The sequence below is a fragment of the Methylomonas defluvii genome (assembly GCF_033949435.1).
Classification (GTDB): Bacteria; Pseudomonadota; Gammaproteobacteria; order Methylococcales; family Methylomonadaceae; genus Methylomonas; species Methylomonas defluvii.
The window spans coordinates 203,086-229,444 of the sequence record NZ_JAXARY010000006.1 but is presented as its reverse complement, the minus strand read 5'-3'; the positions used below and the strand labels follow the sequence as shown (position 1 = coordinate 229,444).

At 52.7% G+C, this 26,359-nt stretch carries 28 protein-coding genes; 13 read left to right on the top strand and 15 right to left on the bottom strand.

The features are described from left to right. The first annotated feature begins 168 nt into the window (after nucleotides 1-168). Nucleotides 169-1,008, top strand: coding sequence for a CvfB family protein (locus QLH52_RS08915; RefSeq protein ID WP_319961287.1), 840 nt, complete (start codon nucleotides 169-171; stop codon nucleotides 1,006-1,008). Nucleotides 1,009-1,062: 54 nt separating this feature from the next. Here the strand turns inward: QLH52_RS08915 and QLH52_RS08910 are convergent, their stop codons facing one another. The 8 genes from QLH52_RS08910 to gshA all read right to left on the bottom strand — a co-directional run bounded on the left by QLH52_RS08910 (nucleotide 1,063) and on the right by gshA (nucleotide 7,495). After that, nucleotides 1,063-1,545, bottom strand: a complete 483-nt coding sequence (locus tag QLH52_RS08910) for a cytochrome P460 family protein (RefSeq protein WP_319961286.1) — start codon at nucleotides 1,543-1,545, stop codon at nucleotides 1,063-1,065. Between the two features lie 240 nt (nucleotides 1,546-1,785). Then, nucleotides 1,786-2,334, bottom strand: coding sequence for a formaldehyde-activating enzyme (fae, locus tag QLH52_RS08905; protein WP_020484951.1), 549 nt, complete (start codon nucleotides 2,332-2,334; stop codon nucleotides 1,786-1,788). A gap of 54 nt (nucleotides 2,335-2,388) precedes the next feature. Beyond that, nucleotides 2,389-3,045 carry a pyridoxamine 5'-phosphate oxidase family protein gene (locus QLH52_RS08900; protein ID WP_319961285.1) on the bottom strand — a complete coding sequence of 219 codons (657 nt, stop codon included), beginning with the start codon at nucleotides 3,043-3,045 and terminating at the stop codon, nucleotides 2,389-2,391. Nucleotides 3,046-3,173: 128 nt separating this feature from the next. Then, on the bottom strand, nucleotides 3,174-3,860 hold the full coding sequence (locus QLH52_RS08895; protein WP_319961283.1) for a DUF4336 domain-containing protein: 687 nt from the start codon (nucleotides 3,858-3,860) through the stop codon (nucleotides 3,174-3,176). A 441-nt stretch (nucleotides 3,861-4,301) separates the two neighbouring features. Further along, nucleotides 4,302-4,778, bottom strand: a complete 477-nt coding sequence (locus QLH52_RS08890) for a hypothetical protein (RefSeq protein WP_319961282.1) — start codon at nucleotides 4,776-4,778, stop codon at nucleotides 4,302-4,304. A 104-nt stretch (nucleotides 4,779-4,882) separates the two neighbouring features. Beyond that, the gene (locus tag QLH52_RS08885) at nucleotides 4,883-5,122 is read right to left on the bottom strand and encodes an integrase (RefSeq protein ID WP_101052192.1); all 240 of its coding nucleotides are present in this window, start codon (nucleotides 5,120-5,122) and stop codon (nucleotides 4,883-4,885) included. Between the two features lie 56 nt (nucleotides 5,123-5,178). Further along, nucleotides 5,179-5,904, bottom strand: a complete 726-nt coding sequence (locus tag QLH52_RS08880; RefSeq protein ID WP_319961281.1) for a phosphoadenylyl-sulfate reductase — start codon at nucleotides 5,902-5,904, stop codon at nucleotides 5,179-5,181. 4 nt (nucleotides 5,905-5,908) lie between these two features. Next, nucleotides 5,909-7,495, bottom strand: coding sequence for a glutamate--cysteine ligase (gshA, locus tag QLH52_RS08875; RefSeq protein ID WP_319961280.1), 1,587 nt, complete (start codon nucleotides 7,493-7,495; stop codon nucleotides 5,909-5,911). 241 nt (nucleotides 7,496-7,736) lie between these two features. Between gshA and recQ the strand changes: the two genes are divergently transcribed. After that, nucleotides 7,737-9,869, top strand: coding sequence for a DNA helicase RecQ (recQ, locus tag QLH52_RS08870; RefSeq protein ID WP_319961279.1), 2,133 nt, complete (start codon nucleotides 7,737-7,739; stop codon nucleotides 9,867-9,869). Here recQ and QLH52_RS08865 read toward each other — a convergent pair. The 3 genes from QLH52_RS08865 to QLH52_RS08855 are packed head-to-tail and all read right to left on the bottom strand — an operon-like array spanning nucleotide 9,838 to nucleotide 11,045. After that, a complete protein-coding gene (locus tag QLH52_RS08865; RefSeq protein WP_033157092.1) occupies nucleotides 9,838-10,302 on the bottom strand; it encodes a DUF1249 domain-containing protein in 465 nt (154 codons plus the stop codon). The genes recQ and QLH52_RS08865 overlap by 32 nt on opposite strands. A 2-nt stretch (nucleotides 10,303-10,304) precedes the next feature. Then, a complete protein-coding gene (locus QLH52_RS08860; protein ID WP_033157091.1) occupies nucleotides 10,305-10,709 on the bottom strand; it encodes a 6-pyruvoyl trahydropterin synthase family protein in 405 nt (134 codons plus the stop codon). 36 nt (nucleotides 10,710-10,745) lie between these two features. Then, complete coding sequence (locus tag QLH52_RS08855) at nucleotides 10,746-11,045, bottom strand: PilZ domain-containing protein (RefSeq protein ID WP_033157090.1); 300 nt, start codon at nucleotides 11,043-11,045, stop codon at nucleotides 10,746-10,748. Between the two features lie 249 nt (nucleotides 11,046-11,294). Here QLH52_RS08855 and QLH52_RS08850 point away from each other — a divergent pair, with 249 nt between their 5' ends. The 5 genes from QLH52_RS08850 (at nucleotide 11,295) to QLH52_RS08830 (ending at nucleotide 16,769) form a co-directional block, all read left to right on the top strand. Continuing rightward, nucleotides 11,295-12,308, top strand: coding sequence for a tryptophan--tRNA ligase (locus QLH52_RS08850; RefSeq protein WP_033157089.1), 1,014 nt, complete (start codon nucleotides 11,295-11,297; stop codon nucleotides 12,306-12,308). A gap of 111 nt (nucleotides 12,309-12,419) precedes the next feature. After that, nucleotides 12,420-13,178 (top strand): YdcF family protein, encoded by a 759-nt coding sequence (locus tag QLH52_RS08845; protein ID WP_319961278.1) that lies wholly within the window; start codon nucleotides 12,420-12,422, stop codon nucleotides 13,176-13,178. Between the two features lie 91 nt (nucleotides 13,179-13,269). Then, entirely contained in the window at nucleotides 13,270-15,087 is a 1,818-nt protein-coding gene (locus QLH52_RS08840; protein ID WP_319961277.1) for an ABC transporter ATP-binding protein, read from the top strand. A 69-nt stretch (nucleotides 15,088-15,156) separates the two neighbouring features. Next, nucleotides 15,157-15,837 carry a hypothetical protein gene (locus QLH52_RS08835; protein ID WP_319961276.1) on the top strand — a complete coding sequence of 227 codons (681 nt, stop codon included), beginning with the start codon at nucleotides 15,157-15,159 and terminating at the stop codon, nucleotides 15,835-15,837. A gap of 422 nt (nucleotides 15,838-16,259) precedes the next feature. Continuing rightward, nucleotides 16,260-16,769 carry a GNAT family N-acetyltransferase gene (locus tag QLH52_RS08830; RefSeq protein ID WP_205453473.1) on the top strand — a complete coding sequence of 170 codons (510 nt, stop codon included), beginning with the start codon at nucleotides 16,260-16,262 and terminating at the stop codon, nucleotides 16,767-16,769. A gap of 306 nt (nucleotides 16,770-17,075) precedes the next feature. On the opposite strand, the gene QLH52_RS08825 is transcribed toward QLH52_RS08830, so the two are convergent. Beyond that, nucleotides 17,076-17,564, bottom strand: a complete 489-nt coding sequence (locus tag QLH52_RS08825; protein WP_033157086.1) for a peroxiredoxin — start codon at nucleotides 17,562-17,564, stop codon at nucleotides 17,076-17,078. 329 nt (nucleotides 17,565-17,893) lie between these two features. On the opposite strand from QLH52_RS08825, the gene QLH52_RS08820 reads away from it, so the two are divergent. From QLH52_RS08820 to QLH52_RS08795, 6 genes are all read left to right on the top strand, one after another. After that, the gene (locus QLH52_RS08820) at nucleotides 17,894-18,568 is read left to right on the top strand and encodes a response regulator (protein ID WP_205453475.1); all 675 of its coding nucleotides are present in this window, start codon (nucleotides 17,894-17,896) and stop codon (nucleotides 18,566-18,568) included. Beyond that, complete coding sequence (locus QLH52_RS08815; RefSeq protein ID WP_319961275.1) at nucleotides 18,561-19,958, top strand: sensor histidine kinase; 1,398 nt, start codon at nucleotides 18,561-18,563, stop codon at nucleotides 19,956-19,958. The genes QLH52_RS08820 and QLH52_RS08815 overlap by 8 nt, the downstream gene beginning before the upstream one ends. 99 nt (nucleotides 19,959-20,057) lie before the next feature. Continuing rightward, entirely contained in the window at nucleotides 20,058-20,684 is a 627-nt protein-coding gene (gene can, locus QLH52_RS08810; protein ID WP_033157080.1) for a carbonate dehydratase, read from the top strand. A gap of 169 nt (nucleotides 20,685-20,853) precedes the next feature. After that, nucleotides 20,854-21,165, top strand: a complete 312-nt coding sequence (locus QLH52_RS08805) for a hypothetical protein (protein ID WP_101052182.1) — start codon at nucleotides 20,854-20,856, stop codon at nucleotides 21,163-21,165. A gap of 117 nt (nucleotides 21,166-21,282) precedes the next feature. Next, nucleotides 21,283-21,639: a hypothetical protein gene (locus QLH52_RS08800; RefSeq protein ID WP_051670067.1), complete on the top strand. Its 357-nt coding sequence runs from the start codon at nucleotides 21,283-21,285 to the stop codon at nucleotides 21,637-21,639. A 44-nt stretch (nucleotides 21,640-21,683) separates the two neighbouring features. Further along, nucleotides 21,684-22,109 (top strand): hypothetical protein, encoded by a 426-nt coding sequence (locus QLH52_RS08795; RefSeq protein WP_101052181.1) that lies wholly within the window; start codon nucleotides 21,684-21,686, stop codon nucleotides 22,107-22,109. 76 nt (nucleotides 22,110-22,185) lie between these two features. On the opposite strand, the gene rpiA is transcribed toward QLH52_RS08795, so the two are convergent. From rpiA to QLH52_RS08780, 3 genes are all read right to left on the bottom strand, one after another. Continuing rightward, nucleotides 22,186-22,863 (bottom strand): ribose-5-phosphate isomerase RpiA, encoded by a 678-nt coding sequence (gene rpiA, locus QLH52_RS08790; RefSeq protein ID WP_319961274.1) that lies wholly within the window; start codon nucleotides 22,861-22,863, stop codon nucleotides 22,186-22,188. Between the two features lie 73 nt (nucleotides 22,864-22,936). Further along, nucleotides 22,937-23,965: a UDP-3-O-(3-hydroxymyristoyl)glucosamine N-acyltransferase gene (lpxD, locus tag QLH52_RS08785; RefSeq protein WP_033157076.1), complete on the bottom strand. Its 1,029-nt coding sequence runs from the start codon at nucleotides 23,963-23,965 to the stop codon at nucleotides 22,937-22,939. A gap of 8 nt (nucleotides 23,966-23,973) precedes the next feature. Next, on the bottom strand, nucleotides 23,974-26,202 hold the full coding sequence (locus QLH52_RS08780) for a spermidine synthase (protein ID WP_319961273.1): 2,229 nt from the start codon (nucleotides 26,200-26,202) through the stop codon (nucleotides 23,974-23,976). Between the last annotated feature and the right edge of the window lie 157 nt (nucleotides 26,203-26,359).

The window sequence follows — 26,359 nt, the reverse complement described above, 5'->3', positions numbered from 1 at the left end:
AACGGGGTTTTTGACTTCGTTTTAGGTGCGTATTTGGAGTATATGGTGCCGCCGTTTAAGGCGATGCAGCCTGCGGTTTTACCGATTCGTTTGTATAATAGCCCTTCATTTCTCCGCGTGTGGCTAGCAAGTGCCAACGCTCATGCCCAATCAAACTCCGGAACCTTCATGATCGAACTAGGCAAATTCAACATTTTAACCGTCGTCAGCCAGCGTGATAATCAGTATGGTCTGGATGGTGGGGAGCTTGGCGAGATTGGCTTGGCGGACAAAGATGCCGCGGATAATCTAAAGGTTGGCGATACCGTAAACGCCTTTGTCTACATTGACGGCAAGAATCAAACCATCGCTACCTTGCAAACTCCGCTAGCGCAAGTCGATCAGGTGGCCTGGTTGAAATGCGTGTCTCTCAGCCATGCCGGCGCGTTTTTGGCTTGGGGTTTGCCCAAGGATTTGTTGCTGCCGTTCAGCGAGCAAAAGGGGAAAGTTGTCGAAGGCCACTCTTATCTGGTGCGTCTGTTTTTAGACGAAAACAACCGCATCGCCGCCACGATGATGCTGGATGATTTCATTCAGGATCAGGCGTTTTATTACAAAGACGGCCAGGCGGTGCAACTCATTATCGCCGACGAAACCGACTTGGGCTTTAAAGCCGTGGTGGACAATCAATATTGGGGCGTGTTGTATAAAAGCGAGACGTTTCAGCCCTTGCAAAAAGGTCAGTCATTGACCGGCTATATTAAAAAAGTGCGTCCGGACCACAAGTTGGATTTGGTTTTGAGTCAGGAAAAATACGGGCAGAAAGTCGATGCCACGTCCGCAAAGATTTTGGCGATACTGGAAAAGCGCGGCGGTTATGTGGCGCTAACCGACAAAAGTGCGCCGGAGATTATTTACGACACCTTTGGCGTCAGTAAAAAGGTCTTCAAGCAGGCGATAGGCGGCTTGTATAAACAACGGCGGATCGTCATCGAAGAAACCGGTATCCGTTTGGTCGATCAAGCTTAAAGAAAATGGAGAGACGCAATAGTTTGCGTCTCTCCCGAGCATCAGCGGTAGAGGCTAAGGCCGATATTGCGAGAACACATAATCGGTTTTTTGCTCGGAGGCATGACAGGCAAAGCACGATGTGCCGCCGTCTTTCACCAGCCGTTCGGTTTTGCTGTTGCCGGCAAAACCTTCAAAGCCCCAGCCGCCGGTCGCGGCAAATTTTTTCGCGTCTTTCAGCATCACGCCTACCAGCTTGCGCTCGCCTTCCTGAATGGTTTTATCCTTTTCCTGATATTGCAGTAAGTCGAACACCAACACCGAGCCGTCTGCGTACTTACCTGTCTTTAAACCCGCTTCCGCTTGTTTATTGGCGTAGACATGGTGCAGGCCTTGAAACGGATTCTCCAATGCGTGGCCGGGCTGAATCAACATGCTTTTAGCGTGCAGCCAGTTGCGATAGCCCTCCGGAAACGGCACGGCCTGATCGGCCGCAAACGCGGTAACGGCGGTTGTGCTTAGCAGACCCATCAGCAATATCGAAATGCTTTTTTTCATGATCGTATCCCCCATAAAAAGTAAATGCCACATAATTTCGAATCGAAACCATAGGGTCTTTTTAAGCGGGTTTACGGATTTTGTCAAACAAATAGTGATGCGCTATTAGTTTGCTTGGCGAGGCGCTACTGGATGGTAGGGGCGGTGTTAAGCGGTAATGGCGGCTAAGACGACAGCAGGGGCGGGAAAAATGGCGTGGTGTTGGGCTGCAATAGGCATGCAACCCAAGTTTCCAGCTAATTAAATCTTACCGTCCAACCCCATCTGAAAATATTTGTGGGTGATTTTTTCCTGGTTTTCCAGTAGCCAATCAATGTCCGGCGTGTTGGTCATGGCCTTATGAATGGCTTTGGCCATGGCCTCGCGGTGGATGTTGAACAAAATTTGATGATCCAGATTGTCGTCTTTGATCACGCTGGGATTCAGCCAGACCGAGCAAATAATCCCCAAGTCGTTGGCTTTTTCTTTGGGAATATCACCCGCGCGCACCGCATCCAGCACGCCATTGGCAATCGCCGCCTGCACGGTGCCCATTAAAATATTGGTGTAACGGCTGTTCTTGACAGTGACCTTGCTGACCATCAGCGTGACCGGGCGCACCTGAATATCAGTATTCAAAATCGCAAACACCCGAGTATGGCCTTGCACTTGATCGCCGGTTAGGGTGGCAATGGCGGTGCCGACCGGTCCGTCCAGTTCGCCGATGATAATTTCCGGTTCCGCTGCCGTGCCGGCTGGTCCGCCAGCCACCAGGGCTTCGCCGGTGCGCATAATGATTCTTTCGCTCATGTGGGTCTCCAAATGTATGTTGAGGTTAGAAATTTTCCTGAGGGAGGGGGTGAGCTAAGCATCACCGCTCAACACCATCGCCCCGTATTCTTCCGGTGTGATTACGCCGCCCAGACTTTCCGCAACGCGGCTATCGCAAGCCGGTAACACGTCTTGCACCGCATCTATACGCTTCCATTGCGGCAACGGCGTGTCCTGATGGGCTTGCGGGACGTATTTCGAGCTGGCAAGCCGGTTCATCCGGTGAATGTAACGCGGACAATTGATGAATATCTCGCTGATCGCCACCCGCACGATCAGCTCCGCGCCAGGGTATTCGGCCAGCAACGGATCGTTGGCTTCAATGCGGGCGTCGCCATGCACCCGAATCCGGTGCGGGGTTTCGAAGTCGATGAACAGCATGCCGATTTTCGAGTTGCCGTTGATATTGCCCATCGACAAAAACATGCCGTTACCGTCGTAACTGGGGAAGGCCAGTTCCTGCGGATTAACGACCTTCACCAAGCCAGGATTACCGCCTTTGTAAAAGCAAGTTGGGTAACCGCGTTGGTCGATCGTGGTCAGAAAGAAAAAATCCCGGCTCTCTATAAACGGCTGATGCTGCTCGCTGACTTGCTGTTCAACGATCATTTGTTCCAAACGATCCGCCAGATTGACGGTGTCATGTTGCTCTTGCAATTGCCGGTGCTGCGGGCTGTAAAAGTCGCTCATGGGCGATGCTCCTTGATGGGGTGTACTGCGATTCTAACAGGAATGCTGGTTAGTCAGGTTTTGCGGTTGCATGAAACAGAACGCCGGGTCGGATTGCTAAGAGGAGCGTGGGAACGATAAAAAACGGCTTATTTTCTCAGCCAGTTGAACGCCGCGCTTAATTTGCGCTTGGCGTCGTTTTCGATGATTTGGTCGTGAGCCAGCACAATCCGCTCAACATCCAGTGCCAGCAGCGCATCGACCGAGCGCGCCAATGCGGTTTTATCTTTAACCAGCAGTTTCATGGTTCGCGACATTGCCAATTGATCGTCGACGCCGAGCAGCCTCGCTACCACGCGCGCTAATCCGATGTGCTCAGCGCCGAAGCAAAATAGCAGGTCGGTAAGAATCAAAGTACCCGTTGCGCTGTGAAACCATGCCGTCTCGTTAATGATGGGCAGGCCTTCCACAAATACGGGGATTAATTCGGTCGTCCAGGCCGGCTTTTTCAATGGTGACAGCACCTGGTAAGCGCGAAGGTCTGGCCGCTTTTCTGCTAACCCTGGCGCGATATAGCCTTCGGCATTCGGGAACGCCTTCATGAATGGCGTAAAAAACAGGTGGTGGCTCTTGTTCGGTGCAAGCACATAACGCACTGGGCCGATTTCGGCAATTTCAGCCAACAGTTGGGCTGACGGTTCGATTGGCGAATGCACCCAAACCGAGCCGTCCCGCAGTTTGATGAAAGTGGCTCTGGTGCTTAGATTTAACGGACCGAATTTAATAGCTTGCTGTGCATACCAGATTTGGCCGGGAACGAGAGTTTTTAGGAGCACTTGGTCTTGGGCGCTGGGTAAAACTCGATATGCTAAAAGACGAAAACTACGGTGTCAAAGCCTTGAATGGACAAGAAGAGTTAGTCCGCGTGGGCACAAAAACCGTGCCCATTCTAGATCTGGCGAAGGGTTTTCTCCCGTATGTCGCGCCGAGCACCGCAGCTTTTGAACGGACCAGCCCGAAGGGGCGATGCAGGGATGCATCGCGTTGCATGCAGGGGCTGGGAAGCCCCTTCAGGCAACCCCGTTCAAAAGCGAGGAGCGCAGGAATCAAGCGGCATCCGGGTCGCCTTTTCTTTGGATACTTTCTTTTGGCGACGCAAAAGAAAGTATCTCGGTTGTCGGTCCGAGAACCGACATTAAAATACTCGTCGCGATAGCGACACAATATCCAAATTCCGCATCGGCACAAAAAGACGTGGCGACCCTACGATGAATTATTCAGTCAGGATATGGGCTGGTCGGATGAATTGCGAATCCAAGAGATTCTAATCTGTTCATTTCATCCAAAAGGTTTTTGACGGCTATCCGTAGTTTTTTGCCCTTTAGAAAGTGCACGTTATTAGTTACATCAATCACCCGGATTTCGCGAATACCTCTATGACGGATGTGACCACAAGGAATTAGGCCGATTAGATTCCGTCGTGGTGCCACCTCTGAGCCTCTAGGAACGAGGAAAAAAAGGGGGTAAAAGGTTTCCCCATAATCATTGGTTGCTTCAAGTTGTTCGAAAAATATGGATTCAGCGCCAGGATTAATGATTTTTATGGCGAGGGCCAAAAAGCTTCCAACGCCGTCCGCATTAGGCTCGTGGCACCAGTCGCAGGCAAGCTTGAGGCGGGGACGCTTTAAAAAGTAAGACGCCAATTCCTTCGCGATAGCCAAAACTGGTTTTATGAATATTTCAGGTCCGAGCATAGCGGCTTATCAAGGACAGCAGGAGATGCATACTCTGATACAAATCGTCTGCTTATCGGTGGAAAAATAAAATGTTGTTAGTCTGTTCTCTTAAGCTAACTAACTCAAGCAAACACTTTCCAAAGCATCGCCATAGTAAACGCCAAATTAAACCCAATCATCCATTTCAACAACTTAAACTCACCCTCTGCGTACATTTGATACTTGAGCATCTGCTCTTGTACAAAGTGCAAATGATCTTCCTTGCTGAGCTGCTGGATGGCTTCCGCAGCCTTGATTGCCTTGGACTCGCTGACGCCGGCTTCTTTCAACGCTTCATAGACTTCTGTAATCATCGTGGCCATGTTGTTCCTCCGCTAACGTGCTGCCAAAGTATACCAAGTTTCATCAGCTTGAAATTTCAAGCCGATTTAACATTCCCCCCATGCAACCCACATTCCTTCTTCGCCGCATCCTCCCACCACCAACGCCCCGCGCGCTCATGCTGATTCGGCAACACCGGCCGGGTGCAAGGCTCGCAGCCGATGCTGATGTAGCCGTGTTTGTGTAGTTCGTTGAACGGCACCTGATAGGCTTCGATGTAATCCCACACCTGCGCAGACGACCAGTTCAGCAGCGGGTTGAATTTGATCAGCTGTTTACCGGGGCCGGAGAAGCCGGCGTCCAGCTGCACTTCCGGGATGTCGCCGCGGGTGTCCAGACTTTGGTCTTTGCGTTGACCGGTGATCCAGGCATCCAGTGTCGCCAGCTTGCGTTTTAAAGGTTCGACTTTGCGGATGCCGCAGCATTGTTGATGGTTGTCTTCGTAAAAGCTGAATAGGCCTTTTTCTTTGACAAAGGCATCCAGCTGCTCGCGATCCGGGCTCAAGATGTCGATGGCAATTCCGTAATGCTTACGCACTTTTTCCATGAAGCGGTAGGTTTCCGGATGCAGGCGGCCGGTGTCCAGCGAGAATACTTGAATGTCCTTGCGGATTTGCAAGGCCATGTCGATCAGTACGACGTCTTCCGCGCCGCTGAAGGAAATGGCGATGTTGTCGAAGTGAGCCAGCGCGGCTTTTAAGATCGTGCGCGGGTTTTTGCCTTGTAGCTCGGTTTGGGCGGTGCTTAAGTCGAATTCAGTCATGGGTTTAGCTCTGGGCAAAGTAACGGGATAAATACTCGTCAAAGTCCAACTTGTCGTTGGCTTCAATGTCGGCTTGTTTTTGCAGGGACGCGGCGGCCATGTCCTCGAACTGCCGTTGCGTTTCATCGTCCAGCGGTTCGGCGTTGAAATAATGTTTATGCAAGGCCGAAGTGTTGCTGGCGAAGCAGCCAAATTCCTGGCCGTTCTCGCGCATACAGGCCAGAATGCGGGCCGAGGGCGTCAGCGCCGGGTTGTCCACCACCGCCAGTTGCTGTTGTAAAGCCAATTGGTACGGGCGCTCCAGGCTGCCTCTATCCAACACCGCGCAGATGGGTTGCATGGCGTACAAGATGCTGTGCGCCCATTGCTGCAGGGTGACGGTGTCGCCGCCTCGATTTAACTGCAAACCGGGGCGGCGGCCTTGATTGGCGACCAGCAATTGGTTGCTGTTGTTAACCTGGAATTCGTCCGGGCCTTGCGGCGGGCTGTCCTGCAATAGGCAGTACAACAAAAACGCCTCGACAAAGCGGGCGGTGCTTTCGTCTATGCCAATCGGATTCAGCAGATTCAAATCCAGCGAGCGCATTTCCACATACAGCACGCCGCGCCGTTTCAGCGCCAGCGTCGGCTTCTCGCCGGATTTGGCGATCTGTTTGGGGCGCATGGTGCTGTAAAACTCGTTTTCGATTTGCAGGATGTTGGCGTTCAGTTGCTGATACTCACCATCCACTTTCACGCCGATAGCTTCGTAGTCCGGATAAGGGGTGTTGATGGCTGCGCTCAGGCTGTCCACGTAACCGTCCAGCGAGTTGTAATCGATCTTTAAGCCTGCCTGGTTTTTGCTCTTGTAACCGATGTCGCTCATGCGCAGCGAGGTCGCATAGGGGTGGAACACGGTGTGCTCGTCAAACTCCTTGAATTGCTCCATCAATTGCGGGCGGCTTTTGAAAAAAGTTTTGCAAATCGCCGGCGAGGCGCCGAACAGATACAGAATCAACCAGCCTTGGCGGTGGAAGTTACGGATCAAACCGAAATAAGCGTTGGAGATAAAGTCTTCCAGGCCTACCGTGCAGCCGCTTTGCTGGTACAGCGCCGGCCACAGCGCTTCCGGCACCGAATAATTGAAATGGATGCCGGCGATGGCTTGCATGGTGCGGCCGTAACGGTGCCACAAACCTTTACGGTAAACATGCTTCATCTTGCCGATATTGGATTTGCCGTATTCGGCGATGGGTATGCTCAAATCGCCGTCGATACCGCACGGCATGCTGGTAGCCAGCAGCATTTCCTCGCCTAGATGCGGATAGACAAACTGGTGGAGCTGGTGCATGTAGTCCAGGGTTTGGCGGATGTCGGCAAACGGCGGAGTGATGAATTCCATCAGCGCTTCCGAATAATCGGTGGTGATGTAAGGGTGGGTCAATGCCGAACCGAGCGCCGTGGGGTGAGGCGTTTGGGCGATCTCGCCATGCTCGGTGATGCGCAGGCTTTCTTTCTCGATGCCTTTCAGGCCTTGTTTTAACAGGTATTGTTGATCGTTATCGATCAAATATTTAAGACGGTCGGGTAAACGGCAGTAAGTAATGAGCATAGAAAATTAGGCGCCTTCCGCGGCTTGGGTAAGCGCGGCATTATATAGGGTGGATTTTGAATTGTTGAAATCGGCGTGCTGTACATTGAATTAAGGAGATTGGGGATGTGCGTTACTATTTCAAGGCGTAGAAGGCCGTAGCGGATTTCGCATGGATCGGGCGGTTGCGGATGATGGCCTGATCTATGGTCTAATACCGCGACAACTTTTTTGCCGGTTTAGATTTAGCAAGTAATGATTTATGAGCAATAACCCCGCCCTGCAAACCCTGCGTAGCGTGTTCGGCTACGATAGTTTTCGCGGCCAGCAGCAACACATTATCGAGCAATTGATCGGCGGCCGGGATGTGTTGGTATTGATGCCGACCGGCGGCGGCAAGTCCTTGTGCTACCAGATACCGGCCTTGGTGATGGATGGCGTCGGCATCGTAATTTCGCCGTTGATTGCGTTGATGCAGGATCAGGTCAGCGCTTTACACCAAGTGGGCGTGCGAGCGGCCTATTTAAATTCGACGCTGGCGCTGGAGCAGGTACGCGAAATCGAACAGCAATTGCAGAACGGCGAGTTGGATTTGCTCTACATCGCCCCGGAGCGCTTATCCAACGCCAGAACCCAAGCCCTGTTTGCTCGCTGCAAGATTGCGTTGTTTGCCATCGACGAGGCGCATTGTGTGTCGCAATGGGGCCACGATTTTCGTGCCGATTACTTGTTGTTGTCGGTATTGCACGAACAGTTTCCGCAAGTGCCGCGCATTGCCTTAACCGCGACCGCCGACGAGCGCACCCGCCAGGAAATTATTGCCCGCTTGGCGCTGGAACAGGCCCAAGTCTTCGTTAGTGGTTTCGACCGGCCGAACATTCGCTATCGGATCATTCAAAAAGACAATGCCCGCCAGCAATTGCTGAACTTTATCCGCACCGAACACCCCGGCGACACCGGCATCGTCTATTGCTTGTCGCGCAAAAAAGTCGAGGAAACTGCCGACTGGTTGAATCAAAAAGGCCTGAAAGCGCTGCCTTACCATGCCGGCATGGAGCATAGAGAGCGGCAGAAAAATCAGCATCAGTTTTTGATGGAAGACGGTTTGATCATCGTCGCGACCATCGCGTTTGGTATGGGCATAGACAAGCCCAATGTGCGCTTTGTGGCGCATCTGGACTTGCCGAAAAGCGTGGAAGCCTATTACCAAGAGACGGGCAGGGCGGGGCGCGACGGCCTGCCGGCCAATGCCTGGATGGCTTACGGCTTGCAGGACGTACTGACGCTGCGGCAAATGCTCAGCACCTCGAATGCCGACGAGGCGCACAAGCGGATTGAATTGCATAAGCTGGACGCGATGCTGGCCTTGTGCGAAATGGTCAGTTGCCGGCGGCAGGCGCTGCTTGGCTACTTTGGTGACGTTCTGGAGCAGGGCTGCGGCAATTGCGATACCTGCCTGGAGCCGGTGGAAACCTGGGATGGCAGCGTTGCCGCGCAGCAAGCCTTGTCGTGCATCTATCGCACCGGCCAGCGCTTTGGCGTGACTTATTTGATCGACGTGTTGCTGGGCAAAGCCGATGACCGCATGCGCCAGTTCGGCCATGACAAGCAGTCCACCTTCGGGATCGGTAAAGCGCTGGACGAAAAACAATGGCGCTCGGTGTTTCGGCAATTGGTCGCCAAGTCTTTGGTGGAAATCGATTTCGAAGGTCACGGTAGTTTGAAACTGACCGATGCCTGCCGGCCGGTGTTACGCGGCGAGCAAACTTTGATGTTGCGCAAGGATGCGCAGATCGCCAAGACCCGCCGCGAAAAAGCCGAAAAACGCCAGCCGGGTGGCGCTGCGGACAGCGCCTTGTGGAATGCTTTGCGAGCCAAACGCAAGGAACTGGCCGACGAGCAGGACGTGCCGCCGTACTTCATCTTTAATGATGCGACGTTAATGATGATGGTGGATGTTCGTCCACGTAATCACCAACAAATGGCAACAATTTCCGGTGTTGGCCAGCGCAAGCTGGAGCTATACGGCGATGAGTTTTTGGCGGTGTTAGCCCAATTCGACGACGAGCCGCCGGTGTCAGCCACCGACACGGTTGCGGAAAGTCTGGATTTATTCAGATTGGGCTATAGCGTCGAGCAAGTGGCGAAACAGCGTGGCCTGAGCGAGGACACGATTTACAATCACATGGCCAAAAGTCTGGAACTGGGGCTGGTGGCGCTGGGCGATGTGTTGAGCTTGTCGCCGGCGGAAGTCAGTGAAATCGAAGCGGTGTTGTTAAGCTTGCCGGAAGAACAACGCAATGCCTTGAAGCCGGTCTACGAGCAACTGGGCGGCGCTTACAGTTACGGCGTGTTGCGTTGTGTCAGAGCGGCTTTACAGCAGCAGCTTGGTTGAGTTTGTCGTGCGTGAAGCGGTAATCAGTCTTAAGGCAATGATCCAGCCACTTTTGCAGGAAATAGTTTAAGCGCCATTTGTAGTTTCTGATTTCCACTAGACTGCCGGGATCTTGGTAAACCTTATCGACTGTCGGCCGGTCAATGTCGCGCAGCACTTCCGCCAATTGCGCATCCAGATAAATCCGAATTTTCACCGCCGGCACGATGTGCTCTGACAGTTGTTGGTCGAAGCAATGGCTAAGTTCTATCGTCAAGGTGTAGGGGTTACGCTCCAGCACTTGCAGATACAGCGCCGGTTTGTTTTGAGTCAGGCCGACGGCGGTTTTATCAAAAGAGCGCAGATTCGGAATCAGCCTGAACAACTTCTGATAATTGGATTCGCAGATCTTTTCCAGGCAGAGTGCGGTGTTGACCGGTTGCACCAAGCTCATGCTTAGTCTTCCCGATAGCAAGCATTGGCGCTGGCGGTTTCCCACAACACCACTTGATCGACATTAAAGCCTTGTTGTTTGACGTGCTGGTAAATCATCTTACTCAGTACTTCGGCGGTGGGATGTTCGTCGATTGCCAAAAACTGTTCGTGGTTGGCGACCAGGGCCGGGATGATAGGGTCGTCTTTATGCAGTAAAAAGTTGTGATCCAGCACCTTATTGATAAAGCCATCCACGCAGTCTTTCACGTCGGAAAAATCGCAGACCATGCCTTGGTCGTTTAGGCTGTTTTGTTTGATGGAGATGCTGGCTTTGACGCTGTGGCCGTGCAAGTTGCGGCACTTGCCCGGATGGTTCATCAGGCGGTGGCCGTAGCAAAAATAAACTTCTTTGGTGATGATATACATAGCGTGCTACGTCCTTGTCAGGAGCGGGTGTTGTCCTTAATTGCCTTTAATGCTTTTGATTGATGCGGCTATTTCAAAGCTGCCGTCGCCTTGTTTGACGCTACGCACCACTTCGATGAAGGCCGTCATCGGTGGGGTGATTTGGGTTTTCGGCATGATGCTGACTTCCATGGCTAAACCGACATCGAACGGCCGGTTGGCAATAAACGATACGCCGGCGCCGCTCAGCGTTGTGCATTTACCGGTACTGACCTCGCTGGAATCGGCCAGCTTATAGGTAATGTCACAGTCCACATCCATACGGATGTAATCGCGTTTTTCATCATGATTCAGCATTGGCTTCCCCCGATTCGGATTGGCAGTGGTTGGGTAAAAAATCAGTCGCAGGGAGTTTACTATAAAAATCCGTGGCTCTGGTTAGGAAATAGTGGCTCATATCGCCCGAATCAGCGGATTTTTTGGGCGGGCTGTGACGCAGTTGGCATCCAGGCAATTGCCAGGTTCGGCGGTTTTATTGCCTGACTATCCCAGGCTATTTGTGTAAAATTCCGCCACTTTTTCATTACAGACAGCGCAGGCAGCAGCATGAGTAAATCCATTGTCCTTACCGGTATCACCACCACCGGCACGCCGCATCTTGGCAATTACGCCGGGGCGATCCGGCCGGCGATCAATGCCAGCAAAGACGAGCAGGTCAGACCGTTTTATTTTCTGGCCGACTACCATGCGCTGATCAAATGCAACGAGCCTGCCAGGGTCAAGCAATCCAGCCTGGAAATCGCCGCGACCTGGCTGGCGCTGGGATTGGATACCTCCAACGCGGTGTTTTACCGCCAGTCCGATGTGCCGGAAATTCTGGAACTGACCTGGATGCTGACTTGCGTGACCGCCAAGGGCTTGATGAATCGCGCCCATGCTTATAAAGCCGCCGTCGCCGAAAACGAAGAAACCGAAGGCAACGATCCGGACAAAGGCATCACGATGGGCTTGTTCAGTTACCCCATCCTGATGGCCGCCGATATTTTGATGTTCAACGCCAACAAAGTGCCGGTGGGCAAAGATCAAATCCAGCACATCGAAATGGCCCGCGACATCGCCAGCCGCTTTAACCATATTTATGGTGAACATTTTGTCTTGCCGGAAGCGGTGCTGGACGACAACGCCGCGACCTTGCTGGGCCTGGATGGCCGGAAGATGAGCAAAAGCTACAACAACACTATCCCGTTGTTCGAACCGGAAAAGAAACTGCGCAAGTTGATCAACAAAATCAAAACCAACTCGCTGGAACCTGGCGAACCCAAGGATACGGAAGGTTGCACCTTGTTTGGTATCTATCAGGCCTTTGCCAATCACCACGAAGTCGAAGCGATCCGCCAACGCTACGCCGAAGGCATAGGCTGGGGCGAGATGAAGCAGGTGTTGTTCGAGAAAATCAACGATGAAATCGCCCCGGCTCGCGAGCGTTACGAAGCCTTAATGGAAGCGCCGGAGCATATCGAGCAGCAATTGCAAGAAGGCGCCGAGAAAGCCCGTGCCATCACCCGGCCGTTTATCAATACCTTGCGGGAAGCGGTGGGGATTTCCAGATTGGCGATATAACCGCGCTAAGCCTGTAGGGACGCAAAATCTTGCGTCTCTAACTCACTCCCAATGTGGTTTGTCTATAGCCATATTGACTGATACTTGCTTGCTCAAGGATGATCGTGTCCCATGTCCATCATCGCTATCTACTTTATCAAGCTGCTGTTGTTGCCGCCAACCTCTTTGGCGATGCTGGCGCTGGTTGGCTTGCTTTTGCGCAAGCGTAAATGGGGGAAGAACATGGCGATAGTCTGTCTGGCACTGTTGTGGTTATTGAGTTTGCCGATTGTGGTTAAGCACTGGGCCATGCTCTGGGAAAGGGTTTCGCCTCTTTCTACCGAAGCCGTGCAGCAATTTAAACCGCAGGCCTTGGTGGTGATAGGCGGCGGTATCGAATATAGCGCGCCGGAATATCCAGGGCAGGTGACTTTACATGTCAGAACCTTGCTGCGTGTGCGCTATGCTGCCAAGTTGGCCGGGGAATTGAGTCTGCCGATTTTGGCTTCAGGGGGCGGTATGCTGGAGCCGGATGACATTCCCGAAGCGGATTTGATGGCGCAAACCTTGGAGAGCGAGTTTAAAATTCCCGTGGCCTGGCGGGAGCCACGTAGCAGCAATACCGCCGAAAATGCCCGTTTCAGCCACGAGCTGTTAAAAGAGTTTGGCATCAATAAGATTGTTCTGGTCACCCAGGCCTACCATATGCCGCGCGCTGCTTTGGAGTTTCGCAAAGCCGGTTTTGAAGTATTGCCGGCGCCAACGGCCTTTATCGGTCATGCAGGCAAATCCCGCTGGCTGGATTGGTTGCCGTCTCCAACAGCCTGGTCCAACAGCTTCCTGCTGGCCCACGAAATGGTCGGCATGTGGTGGTATCGAATTCGTTACTGATATAACGCTGCTCTACCTGGCCCGCTCATCAACGGCGCGGCCGCCGGGCAATTGGCTATAATGGCCGGCCGCTTTCTTACTTGACGCCATCATGTCCAAATCGCCCACCAAGGAAGGTCTCCGCCGCGCCGCGGACGCACCGCCATTACCCGCCAACCCCTGGCGTTTTATCCTGTTTTGCTTAAAGCCGTTCCGCTGGCTGTTGCTGTTGATGCTGATACTGGAAACCGGCCAAGCAGCCGGCAGCATTTTAGTGCCTTATGCGATCAAAGCCTTGATGGATGCGGTCGCCAATCAGCCCGTGCCGGTTGTTGATTGGCTGGAGACTTTCAAACAACCCTTGTTGTTGCTCGCCGGCCTGAATCTGGCCGAGATTATATTCAGCCGCAGCAGCGGCGCGGTACTGATCATCATGGGTCCGCGCTTGCGGCAGGGCACAGCGCGGTCTTTGTTTGCCTATCTGCAAAACCACGCGCCGCGCTACTTTGGCAACCATTTCGCCGGCGCGCTGGCGCATCGCATCAGCGAAACGGCGATGAGCGTCAATCACACCACCTGGTCCATCATCTGCGATTTCTGGCCGATAGCCGTGACGTTTACGGTGTCGGTGACGCTACTGCTGGGGGTGCATCAAGGCTTGGGCCTGTTCGTGGCTGGTTGGGTATTGATGTACGTGTTGATCTCGTATTGGCTGGCCACTCGCTGCCAACCCTACGCCCAGGATTTTGCCGCCACCCGCAGCATGGTCAACGGCAAGATCGTCGATGCGGTGACGAATATTCTCAACGCCAAATTGTTCGCCCGCTTGCAGCACGAACGCACATATCTGGATAGCTTTCTGGACACCGAACTAAAAAGCGCCCGCCGCACCTTTTGGTATATGGAGCGGGTACGCTGGTTTCAATTTACCGCCGCCGCCATTTTAAAGATCGGCACCATCGGCTACGCCTTGCAACTCTGGCAGGCCGGGGAAATCAGCGTCGGTGCCTTTGCGATGAGCACCGGCTTGGCGATTTTGGTGATCGGCGACGCCCGCAATTTGAGCCGGCGTTTTCTGGAGTTTTTTGAATACGTCGGTAACGTCGCCAACGGCGTGGACACCATCATCCAAAGCCACGAAATCATCGACCTGCCGGACGCCAAACTCCTGCACATCAACCAAGGCCGCATCGAGTTTAAAAACGTCTGCTTTAGCTACGAGCCGGGCAGGCAGGTGTTCGACCATTTAAATGTAGTGATCGAACCAGGGCAGCGGGTGGGTTTGGTCGGATTCTCCGGCTCCGGCAAATCCACGTTTGTGAATTTGATCTTGCGCAACTTCGAGCCGCAAGCCGGGCAAATCCTGGTCGATGGGCAGGATATTTTGTTGGCGACTCAGGATTCCCTGCATGCGCAAATCAGTCTGATTCCACAAGACCCCAGCCTGTTTCACCGCAGCCTGAAAGAAAACATCGGCTACGGCAAACTGGACGCCGACGACGCGCAAATCAGCTTCGCCGCCAAGCTGGCACATGCCGAAGAGTTTATCGCAGCCATGCCGGAAGGCTATGAATCCCTGGTCGGTGAACGCGGCGTGAAACTGTCCGGCGGCCAACGCCAGCGCATCGCCATCGCCCGGGTGATGCTAAAAGACGCGCCCATCCTGATCCTGGACGAAGCCACCTCCAGCCTGGATTCGGTCACCGAAAAAACCATCCAGGAAAACCTGGACCGCGTCATGGGCCGCAAAACCGTCATCGCCATCGCCCACCGCCTCTCCACCATCGCTCATCTGGACCGGGTGCTGGTGTTCGATCAAGGCCGTATAGTCGAGGACGGCAGCCATCAGGAGTTGCTGGACAAGCAGGGCTTTTATTATCGGCTGTGGACGATGCAGGCTGGTGGTTTTTTGCCGGATGAGGTGGTTTAGTTGACCTAATCCGAAATCTCTAAAGTGGGTTGGAAAATGCTATTCTGCTCACGCCAACAGACTATCTAAATGGTTATGACCAATAAGTTTACTGTAACCGAGATTATTGATCCGACTTCCGGAAATATTGAACGTGTTTATAAGTACAAAAAAAAGCCATGTCGTCGTCTTCTTCTAGACTCCAAACTTTGTAGGCAACTTGCTGGCTACACACTCATAGAAAAAGATCTACGTAACGTGCTTACGTGGCTCCATGAGATTGAGACTCGCCATGATGAGAGGCCAACTCGAAAAGATCAAAACGTTCATAAACCAACTAATCGCGAAAATTATGATTTGATCAAGGGGTTGTTCGTTGCTGCTCTTACGTTTTATGGAAAGTGCTTTTCAAAATGCGAAGGTCGACCAGTAAAGCTTGAACGTGCACAGCTTGACGTTAAATTTCATGGGCTACACGATAATTGCATCTCCTATCGCCATAATTTCGCTGCTCATAGTGGTGCGGAGCGAGTTGAGCACGTGGAAATAGCCCTTGTATTTCCAGTAAAGTTCAAGAATAACGTGCCATTTGATTTATACCGGGAACTAAATCAACCGTATTTGTTATGGCATACTTCTGATGAAATTGCGCTTGCCGATCTAGTTGAGCATGTACGATCAATCGCCGTGTCGAAAATTGATTTTTTGAGCGAAAAAATCAAGAGGGAGGAAATACTACCTAATGCTAAAAAGTACTGGGAACCAAAATGAGCCCGAGTGGGTGTGATTAGCTCGAAGCCTCGATGCAATCGAGGTTTCGAAGGCCAATATCCTTCAACTGCCGATATGGGTTTTGACTGGCTCCCAAGCTCTGGCTTGGGAGCTTTGGTCTTGGAAGCTATTGCTTCCAGTAGAGTCGGGAAGCTGAGCTTCCGAGATAGAGTTCCCAAGCCGGAGCTCGGGAACCAGGCAAAAAACCGCTACGCGGTTTTTGTCGGGTGAGCCCGGAGTTAGCAAGTAGCCTCGATGCAATCGAGGTTTCGAAGGCAAATATCCTGCAATTGTCAATATATGTTTGGTGGTCGGTAAGCCTACGCCCTCGATTCCGCTGACGCTGCATCGAGGCTACAATGTCTCATCGTTACGAAAAGCTAATCTGACAAACAACAAAAACCTTATCCGTGATTCCGCCCATGTCGATACGTCTTGCTATTCCGGCCGATGCAAAAGCCATTGGTCAAATTCGCGTGGCGGCTTGGCGCTCTGCTTACCAGCCGTTCATGCCATCGGAGTTCTTGGCGTCATTAGATCCTTCCGCAAACCTGGACGCACTAACAGAACGGTTAACTAATCCAACCAGAGAGTTCATGGTGTTTGTTGCGGAGGACGAAGGCAATACGGTTGGCTTTTCAATTATCGGCGCACCTCGTTATCCGACACAGGAACTGACTGTTGAACTTTGGGCGCTCAATGTGTCGCCTGCCCATTGGCGCCAAGGATTAGGGAGAAAACTCATTGATCGTTCAGTGGCGGAATCATTCAATTTAGGTTTTGCCGGCATCGAGCTGTGGTGCATCAAAGGCAATTCCCCAGCCGAAGCTGCGTATGCGGGTTGTGGTTTTACACTCACCGATAAAGAGCGCACCTCGTCGGCATTGACGGGACATCCATTGCACGAAGTTCTTTACTCAAAGATACTCTAAGATCACTTCGAAATGGATGTGACAGTAAAGTAACCGTCCAGGCTGCTATCTAAAACAAGTAGCCTCAATGAAATCCAGGTTTCGAAGGTTATTTCCTCCCAATTGCGAACAAGAGTTTGGCGGTCGGTAAGCCGACGCCCTCTTTCAGGGCTGTGGATGTGTTGAACAGCGTGCAGCGCATCGTTCGTGATTGCTCAGGGTTGGAAATTCGGTATGAGCTAAGCGATATTTCTGGTCGTCTTGGCTGGTAGGATTCATTCCGGTAGGTCGGGATAGGCATAAGCCGCAACCCGACCTAGTCATCTTTTATGCCTCAGCCGGCGCGTTCAGTCCTTTGATAATATCCAACACCGCCTGCGCATGTCCTTCATGGTTAACACCATACATGGCTTCGATCAGTTTGCCGTCTTTGCCGATGATGAAGGTCGAGCGGACGATTTTCCATTTTTTCACGCCGTCTTTTTCCACTTCCTGCCAAACGCCGTAAGCTTCGCAGAGGTCGCCGGAGGTGTCGGCCAGCAATTGTACGTTTAGGCCGTATTTGGCGATGAAGTCGCGGTGGCTTTGGCAATCGTCTTTGCTGACGCCGATGATTACGGTGTCCTGGGCGTCGAATTCGCCGGCCAGCGCGGTAAAGTCGTTGGCTTCGATGGTGCAGCCGGGGGTGTCGTCTTTGGGATAGAAGTACAACACTACATTTTTGTCCTCTTGATAATCGGACAGGTAAATGAGTTTGTTGTCTTGATTGGCGGATCTAAAAAAGGGCGCTTCCTGGTTTTTTTGTAATTGTGACATGCGATTCTCCTCTTGTTTTTGGCCGGATAAGTTCCAGCACGCGGGCTGTCGGCGGCGTTTTGCGGCGCCAGGTTTTCACGACGCTGGGTCGTTGAAACTGAAAGGCTTTCTCAGAAAAGGCTGCTTGAACGGATTATGACCCAGGATCACGGCGGCATCTACCACAAAAGTGTTGGGATAAAGCTTAATCCTTGCAGTTAAGCCATTCGCGTTAAGCACTGCCTAACCGCGAGCTGCTTTTTCCGATATGGCGCTAAACTGCGTTGATTGTAGAATTTGATGCGAGCGCTCTGCCAATGTTCATTAACCGATCAAGCTAGGAAAAAAACATGCGAATTTTATTAGTCGAAGATGACGCCGCATTGGGGGACGGCTTGTCGCGAACCCTGAGCGATTGGGGCTTCGACACCACGCTGGCCAAGACTGGGAGTTACGCCGGTAGCGCGCTGATGACGCAACCCTACGATCTGGTGATTCTGGATTTGGGCCTGCCCGACATCGACGGCCGGGAGGTATTGCGGCAGTTGCGGGCGCGTAAATCGGCGATCCCGGTATTGATATTGACCGCCCGCGATGCGCTGAATGATAGGGTCAGCGGTCTGGAACTGGGCGCGGACGATTACATGACCAAACCCTTCGAACTGCGGGAGTTGGAAGCTAGGGTCAGGGCGCTTCTGCGCCGCAGCCATGGCGGTTTTAACCATGACATTCGTTTCGGGGCATTGACTTTGGATACCCGCAATCAGCAGATCAGCGCCAACGACATGCCGATGGCGCTGCCGCCGCGGGAATACGGCGTGTTGGAAGCCTTGATGTTGAACAGCGGCCGGGTGGTCAGCAAGGATAATATTGCGCAACGGCTGGCGGCCCATGCCGAGGAATTGGCCGACAATGCCATCGAAGTGTATGTGCATAGGCTGCGCAAGCGCTTGGAACCGTTGGGGATCAACATTAGAACCCTGCGCGGGCTGGGTTATCTTTTGGAGAAAAGTCAGGATGAATAAACCGCAAAGTCTTAGGGCCCAGCTGCTTTCCAAGCTGACTTTGCCCCTGCTTTTCGTGGTATTGCTGGATGCCGCTGCTTCTTATTTCGTGGCAATGCACTATACCGATCTGGCGTACGACCGCTGGTTGCTGGATTCGGTGAAGTCGTTGACGCAAGAGGTTCATGCCCAACAAAACCACGTCACTTTCGAATTGCCGCCGATCGCTGTCGAGGTATTTCGTTGGGACGACGTCGATAAAACCTTTTTTAAAGTGGAGTCGCAAGCAGAGGGTTTCATGGCCGGCGATGCAGACTTGCCCAGTCCAGCGATTAACATGTTAACCAGTAATGAACCGTTTTTTTCGAACGGCGAGATCGAAGGCCATGAGGTGCGGATCGTGTCAGTGCTGACCACGCCGACGCCCAGCTCCGAGCATGTGCTGGTGTCGGTGGCGGAAACTCTGAACAAACGCCGCAGCATGATGACCGAGATTTTGCTGGCCGTGGTCCCGCCACAATTTTTGCTGCTGTTCATCGTCGGTTTTCATGTTTGGACCGGCGTTAATCGCGGGCTCAGGCCGTTGAACGATCTGGCCGCGCACCTGGCCGAGCGTTCGGCTCGCGACTTTAATCCGATCCTGGATGCCGACGTGCCGTTGGAAGTACGCTCGCTGACGCATACGATTAACGATCTGTTGCAACGGCTGGGTTCGACCTTAATCACCCAGCAGCGCTTCATCGAAAATGCCGCGCATCAACTGCGCACGCCGCTGGCGGGTCTGAAACTACAGGCTGAACGCGCGCGGAGCGCCGACAACCCGGAAGCGATGAAAGCGGCGCTGGGCCATATCAAAAATGCCGCCGACCGCGTTGCTCACCTCAGTACGCAATTGCTGGTTCTCGCCCGCTCGGAATCGGTGTCGCAAAGCGCTCCGGAATTCAAACCGGTCGATTTGGTCAAGCTGGCACAGGAATCGTGTATGGATTGGGTGACCAGGGCTTTGGATCGCAATATTGAACTGGGATTCGACGCGCCGAACGTGGCGGTGACGGTCGCTGGCGACGAAGTCTTGCTACGCGAATTGCTCAGCAATCTGCTGGACAATGCCATTTGCTACGGCAACAGCGGCGGCCATATCAATGTTGGCGTTCTGGCTTTGCCGCATGCGGCGCTGATTGTCGAGGACGACGGCCCCGGCATTTCGATTATCGAGCAGGAGAAAATTTTCGAACGCTTTTATCGAATCCAGGGCAGCCAAGGGGAGGGTTGCGGTTTGGGTCTGGCTATTGTCAAAGAAATTGCCGATTTGCATGCGGCACGGGTCACGGTAGTCAGTGGCGGCCAGGGTAGGCAGGGTACTCGCTTCGAGATTGTTTTTAATGCTGACGAAAGTGTATTAAATAGTTAGCAGATGCTTTTGGGATAGCCAGCCGTTCTTTGAAAGGTTGATGAAAGGTTAAGCCGTTAATTTAGCCTCACCATCAACTCAATAAGGAATGTGCGTGCCATGCCTAACAAACTGCTTTTAGAAAACAAAGCCTGGTCTCAACAACTGGTAAACAGAAATCCGGACTATTTCGTCAATTTGGCCAAGGAGCAACGTCCCGAGTTTTTATGGATAGGTTGCGCCGACAGCCGGGTGCCGGCGGAGACCGTGGTCAACGCCCAGCCGGGAGAAATTTTTGTGCACCGCAACATCGCTAACCAAGTCGTTACCACAGACTTTAATTGCCTCAGCGTGTTGCAGTACGCGATTGAAGTACTGAAAGTCAAACATGTGATTGTCTGCGGTCATTACGGTTGCGGCGGCGTTAAAGCGGCATTGCAAGCGCAAAATGTCGATTTGGCGATCACCAATAAATGGCTGATGCATATCAAGGATGTCTATCGTCTGCATATGGACGAGTTGGATCATATCAATCCGGAGAAGCAGCTTGATCGGATGGTTGAGTTGAACATTATCGAACAGGTGTATCGCCTGGCGCATACCTCCATCATTCAATCGGCCTGGAAACAGGGTCATAAACCAACCGTGCGCGGCTGGGTGTATGGGCTTGACGATGGCTTGATTGAAGAGCTGATCAAGCTTGACCATAACACCCCGATCAACCCCATTTACCGTTACGCAGCTTGATTACGGCTGCTTTTTAAACAAAAAAGCGGCGTTTGCAATGGCTAACTGATAGGAAGAAAGGCAATGGTGTTGCTATTAAGGTAGCGATTCGCTATCTTAATGATGTGTGAAGGGGCATTTTCAAAAATCAAAACTGGGTCAGGCCAGATAACAACAGGAGCCGCAATTCATGTTTATTCCATTAGCTTCGGGAAAAAGCGCTGCACGGATAAGTGCCGCGTATTTAATCAGCGTTAGTTTGCTGATGTCCGCTTGTGCAACTAGGGAAAATGCCGAGTATCCCCATGCTGTTGGTGTGAAGACTGTCTTATCCGCTGTGGCGTCATCCACAACGGCTGCTGACAGCGCGTCTTCGACGCCGCAGCTTAACCGAGTTGCCGCAACGCTTACTCCGCATTCCGACGATATGCTGCAATCCTTTGAGCAAGCGTCGATGAAGATGGATCAATTGCATCGGCAAAAGGGCGAATGGAGTTTCTAACTTTTTTATTCCCTCCGTACCTTTGCCGAATCAGGGAGTTGGTTAAGAGTGATTGTAAAAACAGCACATTGCATTAGAAAACATTGTGATCACAAATAATAAGAAAGGAGACCATCAATGAAAACTAAACACTTAGCATCGCTACTGATTGCCGTCGGATTGCTGTCTGCTTGTGCGACAGAGTCTGGCCCCAAGCCGCAAAGTTGGGCAAAAGCGGTACAGACCGCTGATACCCGAGATGCGCATATACGTCTTGCCGATCATTACGAAGATGTCGCTAAAACGCTGGATGCGGATGCCCAGGAAGAGCGGGAAATGCTGGATCAATATATAGCCAAACCCTGGAAGTATGGAAAACGCATTCAGGATTTGAAGGCGCGGGCTGACGCGATGGTCAGAGATTTGGAGATGGCCGCTAAAGAAAGCAGGCAAATGGCGGAATACCACAGGCAAATGGCCATGGAAGAGCGCTAACCGGCCAGGTTGCGTTTGTTATTCACAAATCCTGGAGAATTGAGATGATTAAAGACCATCTTGACTTGGTTATCGTGGGGCTGATCGCGCTATCAATCGCCATGTATGACATGGTGATTGATTTGTTTATGAATGTTCTGCATCTGTGTTTCGAGCTACTGCATTTTCTGTACGAATGGTTCGAGCTAGGCATAGAGCACACGGTTGAACACCTATTTCATACCTCCCGGCACGGTAGCCAGATCGTCACGTTCTATATTCTGTTATTGATCGCCGGTTTGTTGTTGTACGGCTTATGGCGGCTTATGCCGCGCCTTTACCGCAAGTGTGTAGAGTGTTTGCGGTTGACTTGGGAACGCCGAAAAACCGAATGCCATTATTACTGGCTGTCGCTGCCTTTGCTGAATAAAGTGCGGCTGATTTCCACGGCAACCGGGGTTTTTAGTTTGACGTTTTATTTCGTAACGTGAGGGTAAACCGCCGAATGGGTGAGAACCTGCCCATTCGGCGGCATTGCTTGGGGTGGCTGTTGTCTGTTCGCAGGCACTAGGCCCACTGCTCTTCGACTTGGCCGTCTTGACCGCAGAATACTGCTCGGGTCAGGCCGCTGAAAATGCCGTGTTCGACGATGCCCGGAATGGCATTCAGCTGCTCGTTCAGGGTTTTGCCGTCCGGATTGGATGCGAAGGCTACATCCAGCACCAGACTGCCGTGTGAGGTAACCACCAATCCGTCTTGATTCGCCGTTTGTCGCAACGAGCCGTGGCCGCCAATCGCTGCAACACTGCGCTGCACCAGCCGCCAGGCAAATGGGCTGACTTCGAGGGGAATAGGGAATTTCTCGCCGATGCGATCAACCTTCTTGCTGGCATCAATCAATACCAGAAACTGATCAGCAGCCTTGGCCAGCAACTTTTCTCGCACCAGGTCGTAACCGCGGCCTTTCAGCAAAGTCAGGTCTGGGCTTACTTCGTCAGCGCCATCCACATATAAATCCAAGCCGTCGATATGTTCGATGCCGAGCAAGGACAAACCCAGTTGTTTGGCTTTATTGGCGCTGACTACTGAACTGGAAACCACCTTGAACTGCAGGCCTTCCTCGTTTTGCCGACGCGCCAGTGCTTCGATGAAAAAATTGGTGGTGGAACCGGTGCCCAGTCCCACTATCATGCCCGGTTTGACATGTTGTACCGCGTGTTCCGCGACCCGCTGTTTGTCGTTCATGATTCTGTCCTGTTGAGTGGTATAGAAATGTGCCAAGTTGTAGGGGCGATTTAAAGCGCCCCTACAAACCTGCTTACTCTTCCAGTTTGAGCACCCGGGCTTCCAGCGCCTTAAATTTTTGCAGCAACTCCGGCAATTTGGCCAAAGCGGCCAATTCTTTCCAGGCCACTTTGCGATCCTTGGCCGGGCTGCCGAACACTTGCGCGCCGGGATCGATGTCGCCGGAGATGCCGCTGCGGGCCATCACGACTGCCCGCGCACCGATTTTGACGTGGTCTGCCACCCCGGTGCTACCCGCCAGAATCGCGCCGTCTTCGATGGTGCAAGAGCCGGAGATGCCGGACTGGCCGCAGATAATCACATTACGGCCAACGATATTGTTGTGACCTAATTGCACCAAATTGTCGATCTTGCTACCCCAGCCGATTTTAGTGGCGCCCAGCGCGCCGCGGTCGATACAGGTATTGGCACCGATTTCGACGTTGTCGGCAATTTCCACATGACCGACATGCGGCACTTTCACATGCTGATTGTCTCGGAATTTATAGCCAAAGCCGTCGGCACCGATTACCGCGCCGGCGTGAATGATCACGTTATTGCCAATGATGCTGTGATCGTAGATCACCGCGTTGGGATGGATATGGCAGTGCTTGCCGATCATCACATGATTACCGATGCGGGCGCCGGCTTCGATGGTGCTGCTGTCGCCGATGCTGCTTTGTTGGCCCACGGTAGCGAACGGCCCGACATGTACGTCAAAACCCAAAGTCGATGTTTCAGCCAACACCGCATGCTCGGACACCTGGCGTTTAAAAACCGGTTCCGGGTGCAGCAGTTTTACCGCATTTAAAAAGCTGATTTCCGGGTCTTTGCAGACCAACAAGGTCAGATTTTCCGGAATCTCGCCATCTAGCAATTGTTCGGCGATAAAGCAGGCCGAGGCCTTGGAGTCTTTCAAATATTTTTTGTATTTACCGTCGCTAAGCACGGTGACTTGATGCGGGGTGGCTGACATGATGTCAGCCGCAGAATTAATAAAAGTGGTCGAGTCGCCGCCCTGGGCGGTGGCGCCGCAACGTTGGGCAAGGTCCGTAATGAGCATGTCCTATCCTATTTCCAAATGCCAATAATATGAGTGAAGTCGTCGGTCCAAGGCTGCAGACCGAACGTCAGCGGTAGTTTCTGCCAATGCCCGAGCCGGCTTTGCTGCAAGCGCTGCAGGCGCTCGGGCTGTTTCGCAATCACTACCCAGTCGGTAGCGATGACCAGAGGGACATCGGTTTCCGGTTTAAATTCCTGCAACAAGGCCGCCAAATGCAATTGGTTGACATGATCGGCCATGACTTTTTTCAAGGCCAGATGGCGGTTGGTGATATGAAAAGCCAGTAAACCGTTGTCTTTCAGCTTGCTAAAGTATAGCTGCAAAGCCTCGCGCGTCAGCAGATGTGTGGGCACCGCGTCGGAGCTGAAAGCATCCATGATCAATAAATCGAAGCTGCCGTCGGCTTCCTTCAGCAGCGACTGCCGGGCGTCGCCGACGATCATTTCCGCCTGCTTGTTGCAGCGGCTCAGGTAGGTAAACCAGGCCGGGTTTTGCGCCACGTCGACTACTAACGGGTCGATTTCATAGAATTTCCACAGTTGGCCTTCCTTGGTGTAACACGCCAGCGCGCCGGCGCCTAAACCTACCGCGCCGATGTGCCAATGTTGGTTTTCGCCGTCAAATTCCGCAAACAGCTGGCCGATGGGGCCGGGACGGCTGTAGTAGGTTAATGGCGTAGTGACGTTGGCGGCGGTCAGACGTTGCGCGCCGTGTTTGGTGGTGCCGTGATAAAGCTCGCGGACGGTTTCCGGCCGTTGGTTTTCATCGGGGATGACGGTGTCGCGCACCGACATCACGCCGAAAAAGCTGCGCTCCTGGTAAATGGTGTTGGAGGCCATGCTGTGCAAGCCCAGCGTGAACAACAAAATCACTCCGGTTAATGCGCCCAAACCGAAGGGGCTACGCCGTAGCGAATAACTCAAGCCGGCCAACAAAATCAGTGCGCCGCCGATCAGATCCAAATAGTCGAACAACTGCTGGGTAGTGAAATAAACCGTCAGGCCGGTGATTAGTAACAACGCCGGGAAAATCGGTTGCAAAAACCAACGGCCGTTGAAAAAACCGGGGCGCAACAGCAAGGCGGCGACGATCATGATCGGATATTCGTACACCGCGTTAAAGATAAACGGCGCCACAAAGGTATTGAACAAACCGCCCAGCATGCCGGCAAACGACATCACCAGATAAAAGCGGGTCAGATATTGCGGATGCGGCCGGCTTTTCGCCAATTCGCCGTGACAGACCATCACCGCCAGGAAGAAGGCCGTTAAATGCAGAATCAAATCCAGCCAGTAGGGTAGGGTAGCCGGATTGATGAAGGAATAAGCGATGAATATCGTCAATACCGCCGGCTGCGCGGCCAACATCCACGGCCGGATGCGGTCCGCCCAGGTGCTGAACACCAGGATAAAGGTCAACAAATACAGGGTCAGCGGCACGATCCACAGCAAGGGTACGGCGGCGATGTCGGTGCTGATAAATTGGGTCAAGCCCAGCAACAAGCTGGATGGCACGAAAGCCAGGGCCAGCCAGTGCAATTGTTGCAGTGTCGAAGGCGGTTCGATGCCGGCATCGCTTAACACTTCGTCGTCTTCGTTGTCTGCCTGGCTGCGCCAGAAGCTAATCGCGCACACCAAAATCAACGCACACAAACCAATATATCCGCCGCTCCAAATTAGTCTTTGGTTCGCCAAGCCCAGATTCGGTTCGATCAGAAACGGATAGCTCAACAAAGCCAGCAAACTGCCGGCGTTGCTGGCGGCATATAAATAGTAAGGATCGTCGCTACTATGGTGGCCGCTATGTGAAAACCATTTTTGCAGCAGCGGCGCGGTGGTGGAGACCACGAAAAAGGGCAGGCCGATTGCCAGGAATAAGGTCCAGACCAGCCACAAAGTCGGGTCGCCGTTGGTGGGCGGTGCGGCATTCTCCGGCAGCGCCACCGGCAGCGCAATCGCGCTGAAAACCAGCAAAGCGGTATGAATCTGAATCTGCCTTTGACTGCCCAGCCGCGAACTCAGCCAATGCGCATACAAATAACCCAGAAACAGCAGCGTTTGGTAAAACACCATGCAGGTGTTCCACACCGCCGGCGTGCCGCCCAACAGCGGCAGCAACAGCTTGCCGAACATAGGTTGCAGCACAAACATCAACGTGGCGCTGATGAACAGGGTGGCGGCGAATAAGATAACGGGAGAAATCAAAGATTTGGCGGTGGGTTGCGGAGTGTTATTCATTGTAATTATGCGAGTTCCGTACGTGTCCTGGCCCAATGATAAAGCATTTGGCTTTTAAAGTGGTTTTGGATGAGGGTGCGGGATGGCGGTATTGAGGCGTCGGAAGAGAAGGTTTGTCAGAGAGAATAAGCCTTCGGCTGCGTTTACTGTTAAATCT

Excerpts from the sequence above, each read along its gene's own strand:
- QLH52_RS08915 (WP_319961287.1), top strand. The coding sequence starts at position 169 with ATGATCGAACTAGGCAAATTCAACATTTTAACCGTCGTCAGCCAGCGT.
- QLH52_RS08910 (WP_319961286.1), bottom strand. The coding sequence starts at position 1,545 with ATGAAAAAAAGCATTTCGATATTGCTGATGGGTCTGCTAAGCACAACC.
- fae (WP_020484951.1), bottom strand. The coding sequence starts at position 2,334 with ATGAGCGAAAGAATCATTATGCGCACCGGCGAAGCCCTGGTGGCTGGC.
- QLH52_RS08900 (WP_319961285.1), bottom strand. The coding sequence starts at position 3,045 with ATGAGCGACTTTTACAGCCCGCAGCACCGGCAATTGCAAGAGCAACAT.
- QLH52_RS08890 (WP_319961282.1), bottom strand. The coding sequence starts at position 4,778 with ATGCTCGGACCTGAAATATTCATAAAACCAGTTTTGGCTATCGCGAAG.
- QLH52_RS08885 (WP_101052192.1), bottom strand. The coding sequence starts at position 5,122 with ATGGCCACGATGATTACAGAAGTCTATGAAGCGTTGAAAGAAGCCGGC.
- QLH52_RS08880 (WP_319961281.1), bottom strand. The coding sequence starts at position 5,904 with ATGACTGAATTCGACTTAAGCACCGCCCAAACCGAGCTACAAGGCAAA.
- gshA (WP_319961280.1), bottom strand. The coding sequence starts at position 7,495 with ATGCTCATTACTTACTGCCGTTTACCCGACCGTCTTAAATATTTGATC.
- recQ (WP_319961279.1), top strand. The coding sequence starts at position 7,737 with ATGAGCAATAACCCCGCCCTGCAAACCCTGCGTAGCGTGTTCGGCTAC.
- QLH52_RS08865 (WP_033157092.1), bottom strand. The coding sequence starts at position 10,302 with ATGAGCTTGGTGCAACCGGTCAACACCGCACTCTGCCTGGAAAAGATC.
- QLH52_RS08860 (WP_033157091.1), bottom strand. The coding sequence starts at position 10,709 with ATGTATATCATCACCAAAGAAGTTTATTTTTGCTACGGCCACCGCCTG.
- QLH52_RS08855 (WP_033157090.1), bottom strand. The coding sequence starts at position 11,045 with ATGCTGAATCATGATGAAAAACGCGATTACATCCGTATGGATGTGGAC.
- QLH52_RS08850 (WP_033157089.1), top strand. The coding sequence starts at position 11,295 with ATGAGTAAATCCATTGTCCTTACCGGTATCACCACCACCGGCACGCCG.
- QLH52_RS08845 (WP_319961278.1), top strand. The coding sequence starts at position 12,420 with ATGTCCATCATCGCTATCTACTTTATCAAGCTGCTGTTGTTGCCGCCA.
- QLH52_RS08840 (WP_319961277.1), top strand. The coding sequence starts at position 13,270 with ATGTCCAAATCGCCCACCAAGGAAGGTCTCCGCCGCGCCGCGGACGCA.
- QLH52_RS08835 (WP_319961276.1), top strand. The coding sequence starts at position 15,157 with ATGGTTATGACCAATAAGTTTACTGTAACCGAGATTATTGATCCGACT.
- QLH52_RS08830 (WP_205453473.1), top strand. The coding sequence starts at position 16,260 with ATGTCGATACGTCTTGCTATTCCGGCCGATGCAAAAGCCATTGGTCAA.
- QLH52_RS08825 (WP_033157086.1), bottom strand. The coding sequence starts at position 17,564 with ATGTCACAATTACAAAAAAACCAGGAAGCGCCCTTTTTTAGATCCGCC.
- QLH52_RS08820 (WP_205453475.1), top strand. The coding sequence starts at position 17,894 with ATGCGAATTTTATTAGTCGAAGATGACGCCGCATTGGGGGACGGCTTG.
- QLH52_RS08815 (WP_319961275.1), top strand. The coding sequence starts at position 18,561 with ATGAATAAACCGCAAAGTCTTAGGGCCCAGCTGCTTTCCAAGCTGACT.
- can (WP_033157080.1), top strand. The coding sequence starts at position 20,058 with ATGCCTAACAAACTGCTTTTAGAAAACAAAGCCTGGTCTCAACAACTG.
- QLH52_RS08805 (WP_101052182.1), top strand. The coding sequence starts at position 20,854 with ATGTTTATTCCATTAGCTTCGGGAAAAAGCGCTGCACGGATAAGTGCC.
- QLH52_RS08800 (WP_051670067.1), top strand. The coding sequence starts at position 21,283 with ATGAAAACTAAACACTTAGCATCGCTACTGATTGCCGTCGGATTGCTG.
- QLH52_RS08795 (WP_101052181.1), top strand. The coding sequence starts at position 21,684 with ATGATTAAAGACCATCTTGACTTGGTTATCGTGGGGCTGATCGCGCTA.
- rpiA (WP_319961274.1), bottom strand. The coding sequence starts at position 22,863 with ATGAACGACAAACAGCGGGTCGCGGAACACGCGGTACAACATGTCAAA.
- lpxD (WP_033157076.1), bottom strand. The coding sequence starts at position 23,965 with ATGCTCATTACGGACCTTGCCCAACGTTGCGGCGCCACCGCCCAGGGC.
- QLH52_RS08780 (WP_319961273.1), bottom strand. The coding sequence starts at position 26,202 with ATGAATAACACTCCGCAACCCACCGCCAAATCTTTGATTTCTCCCGTT.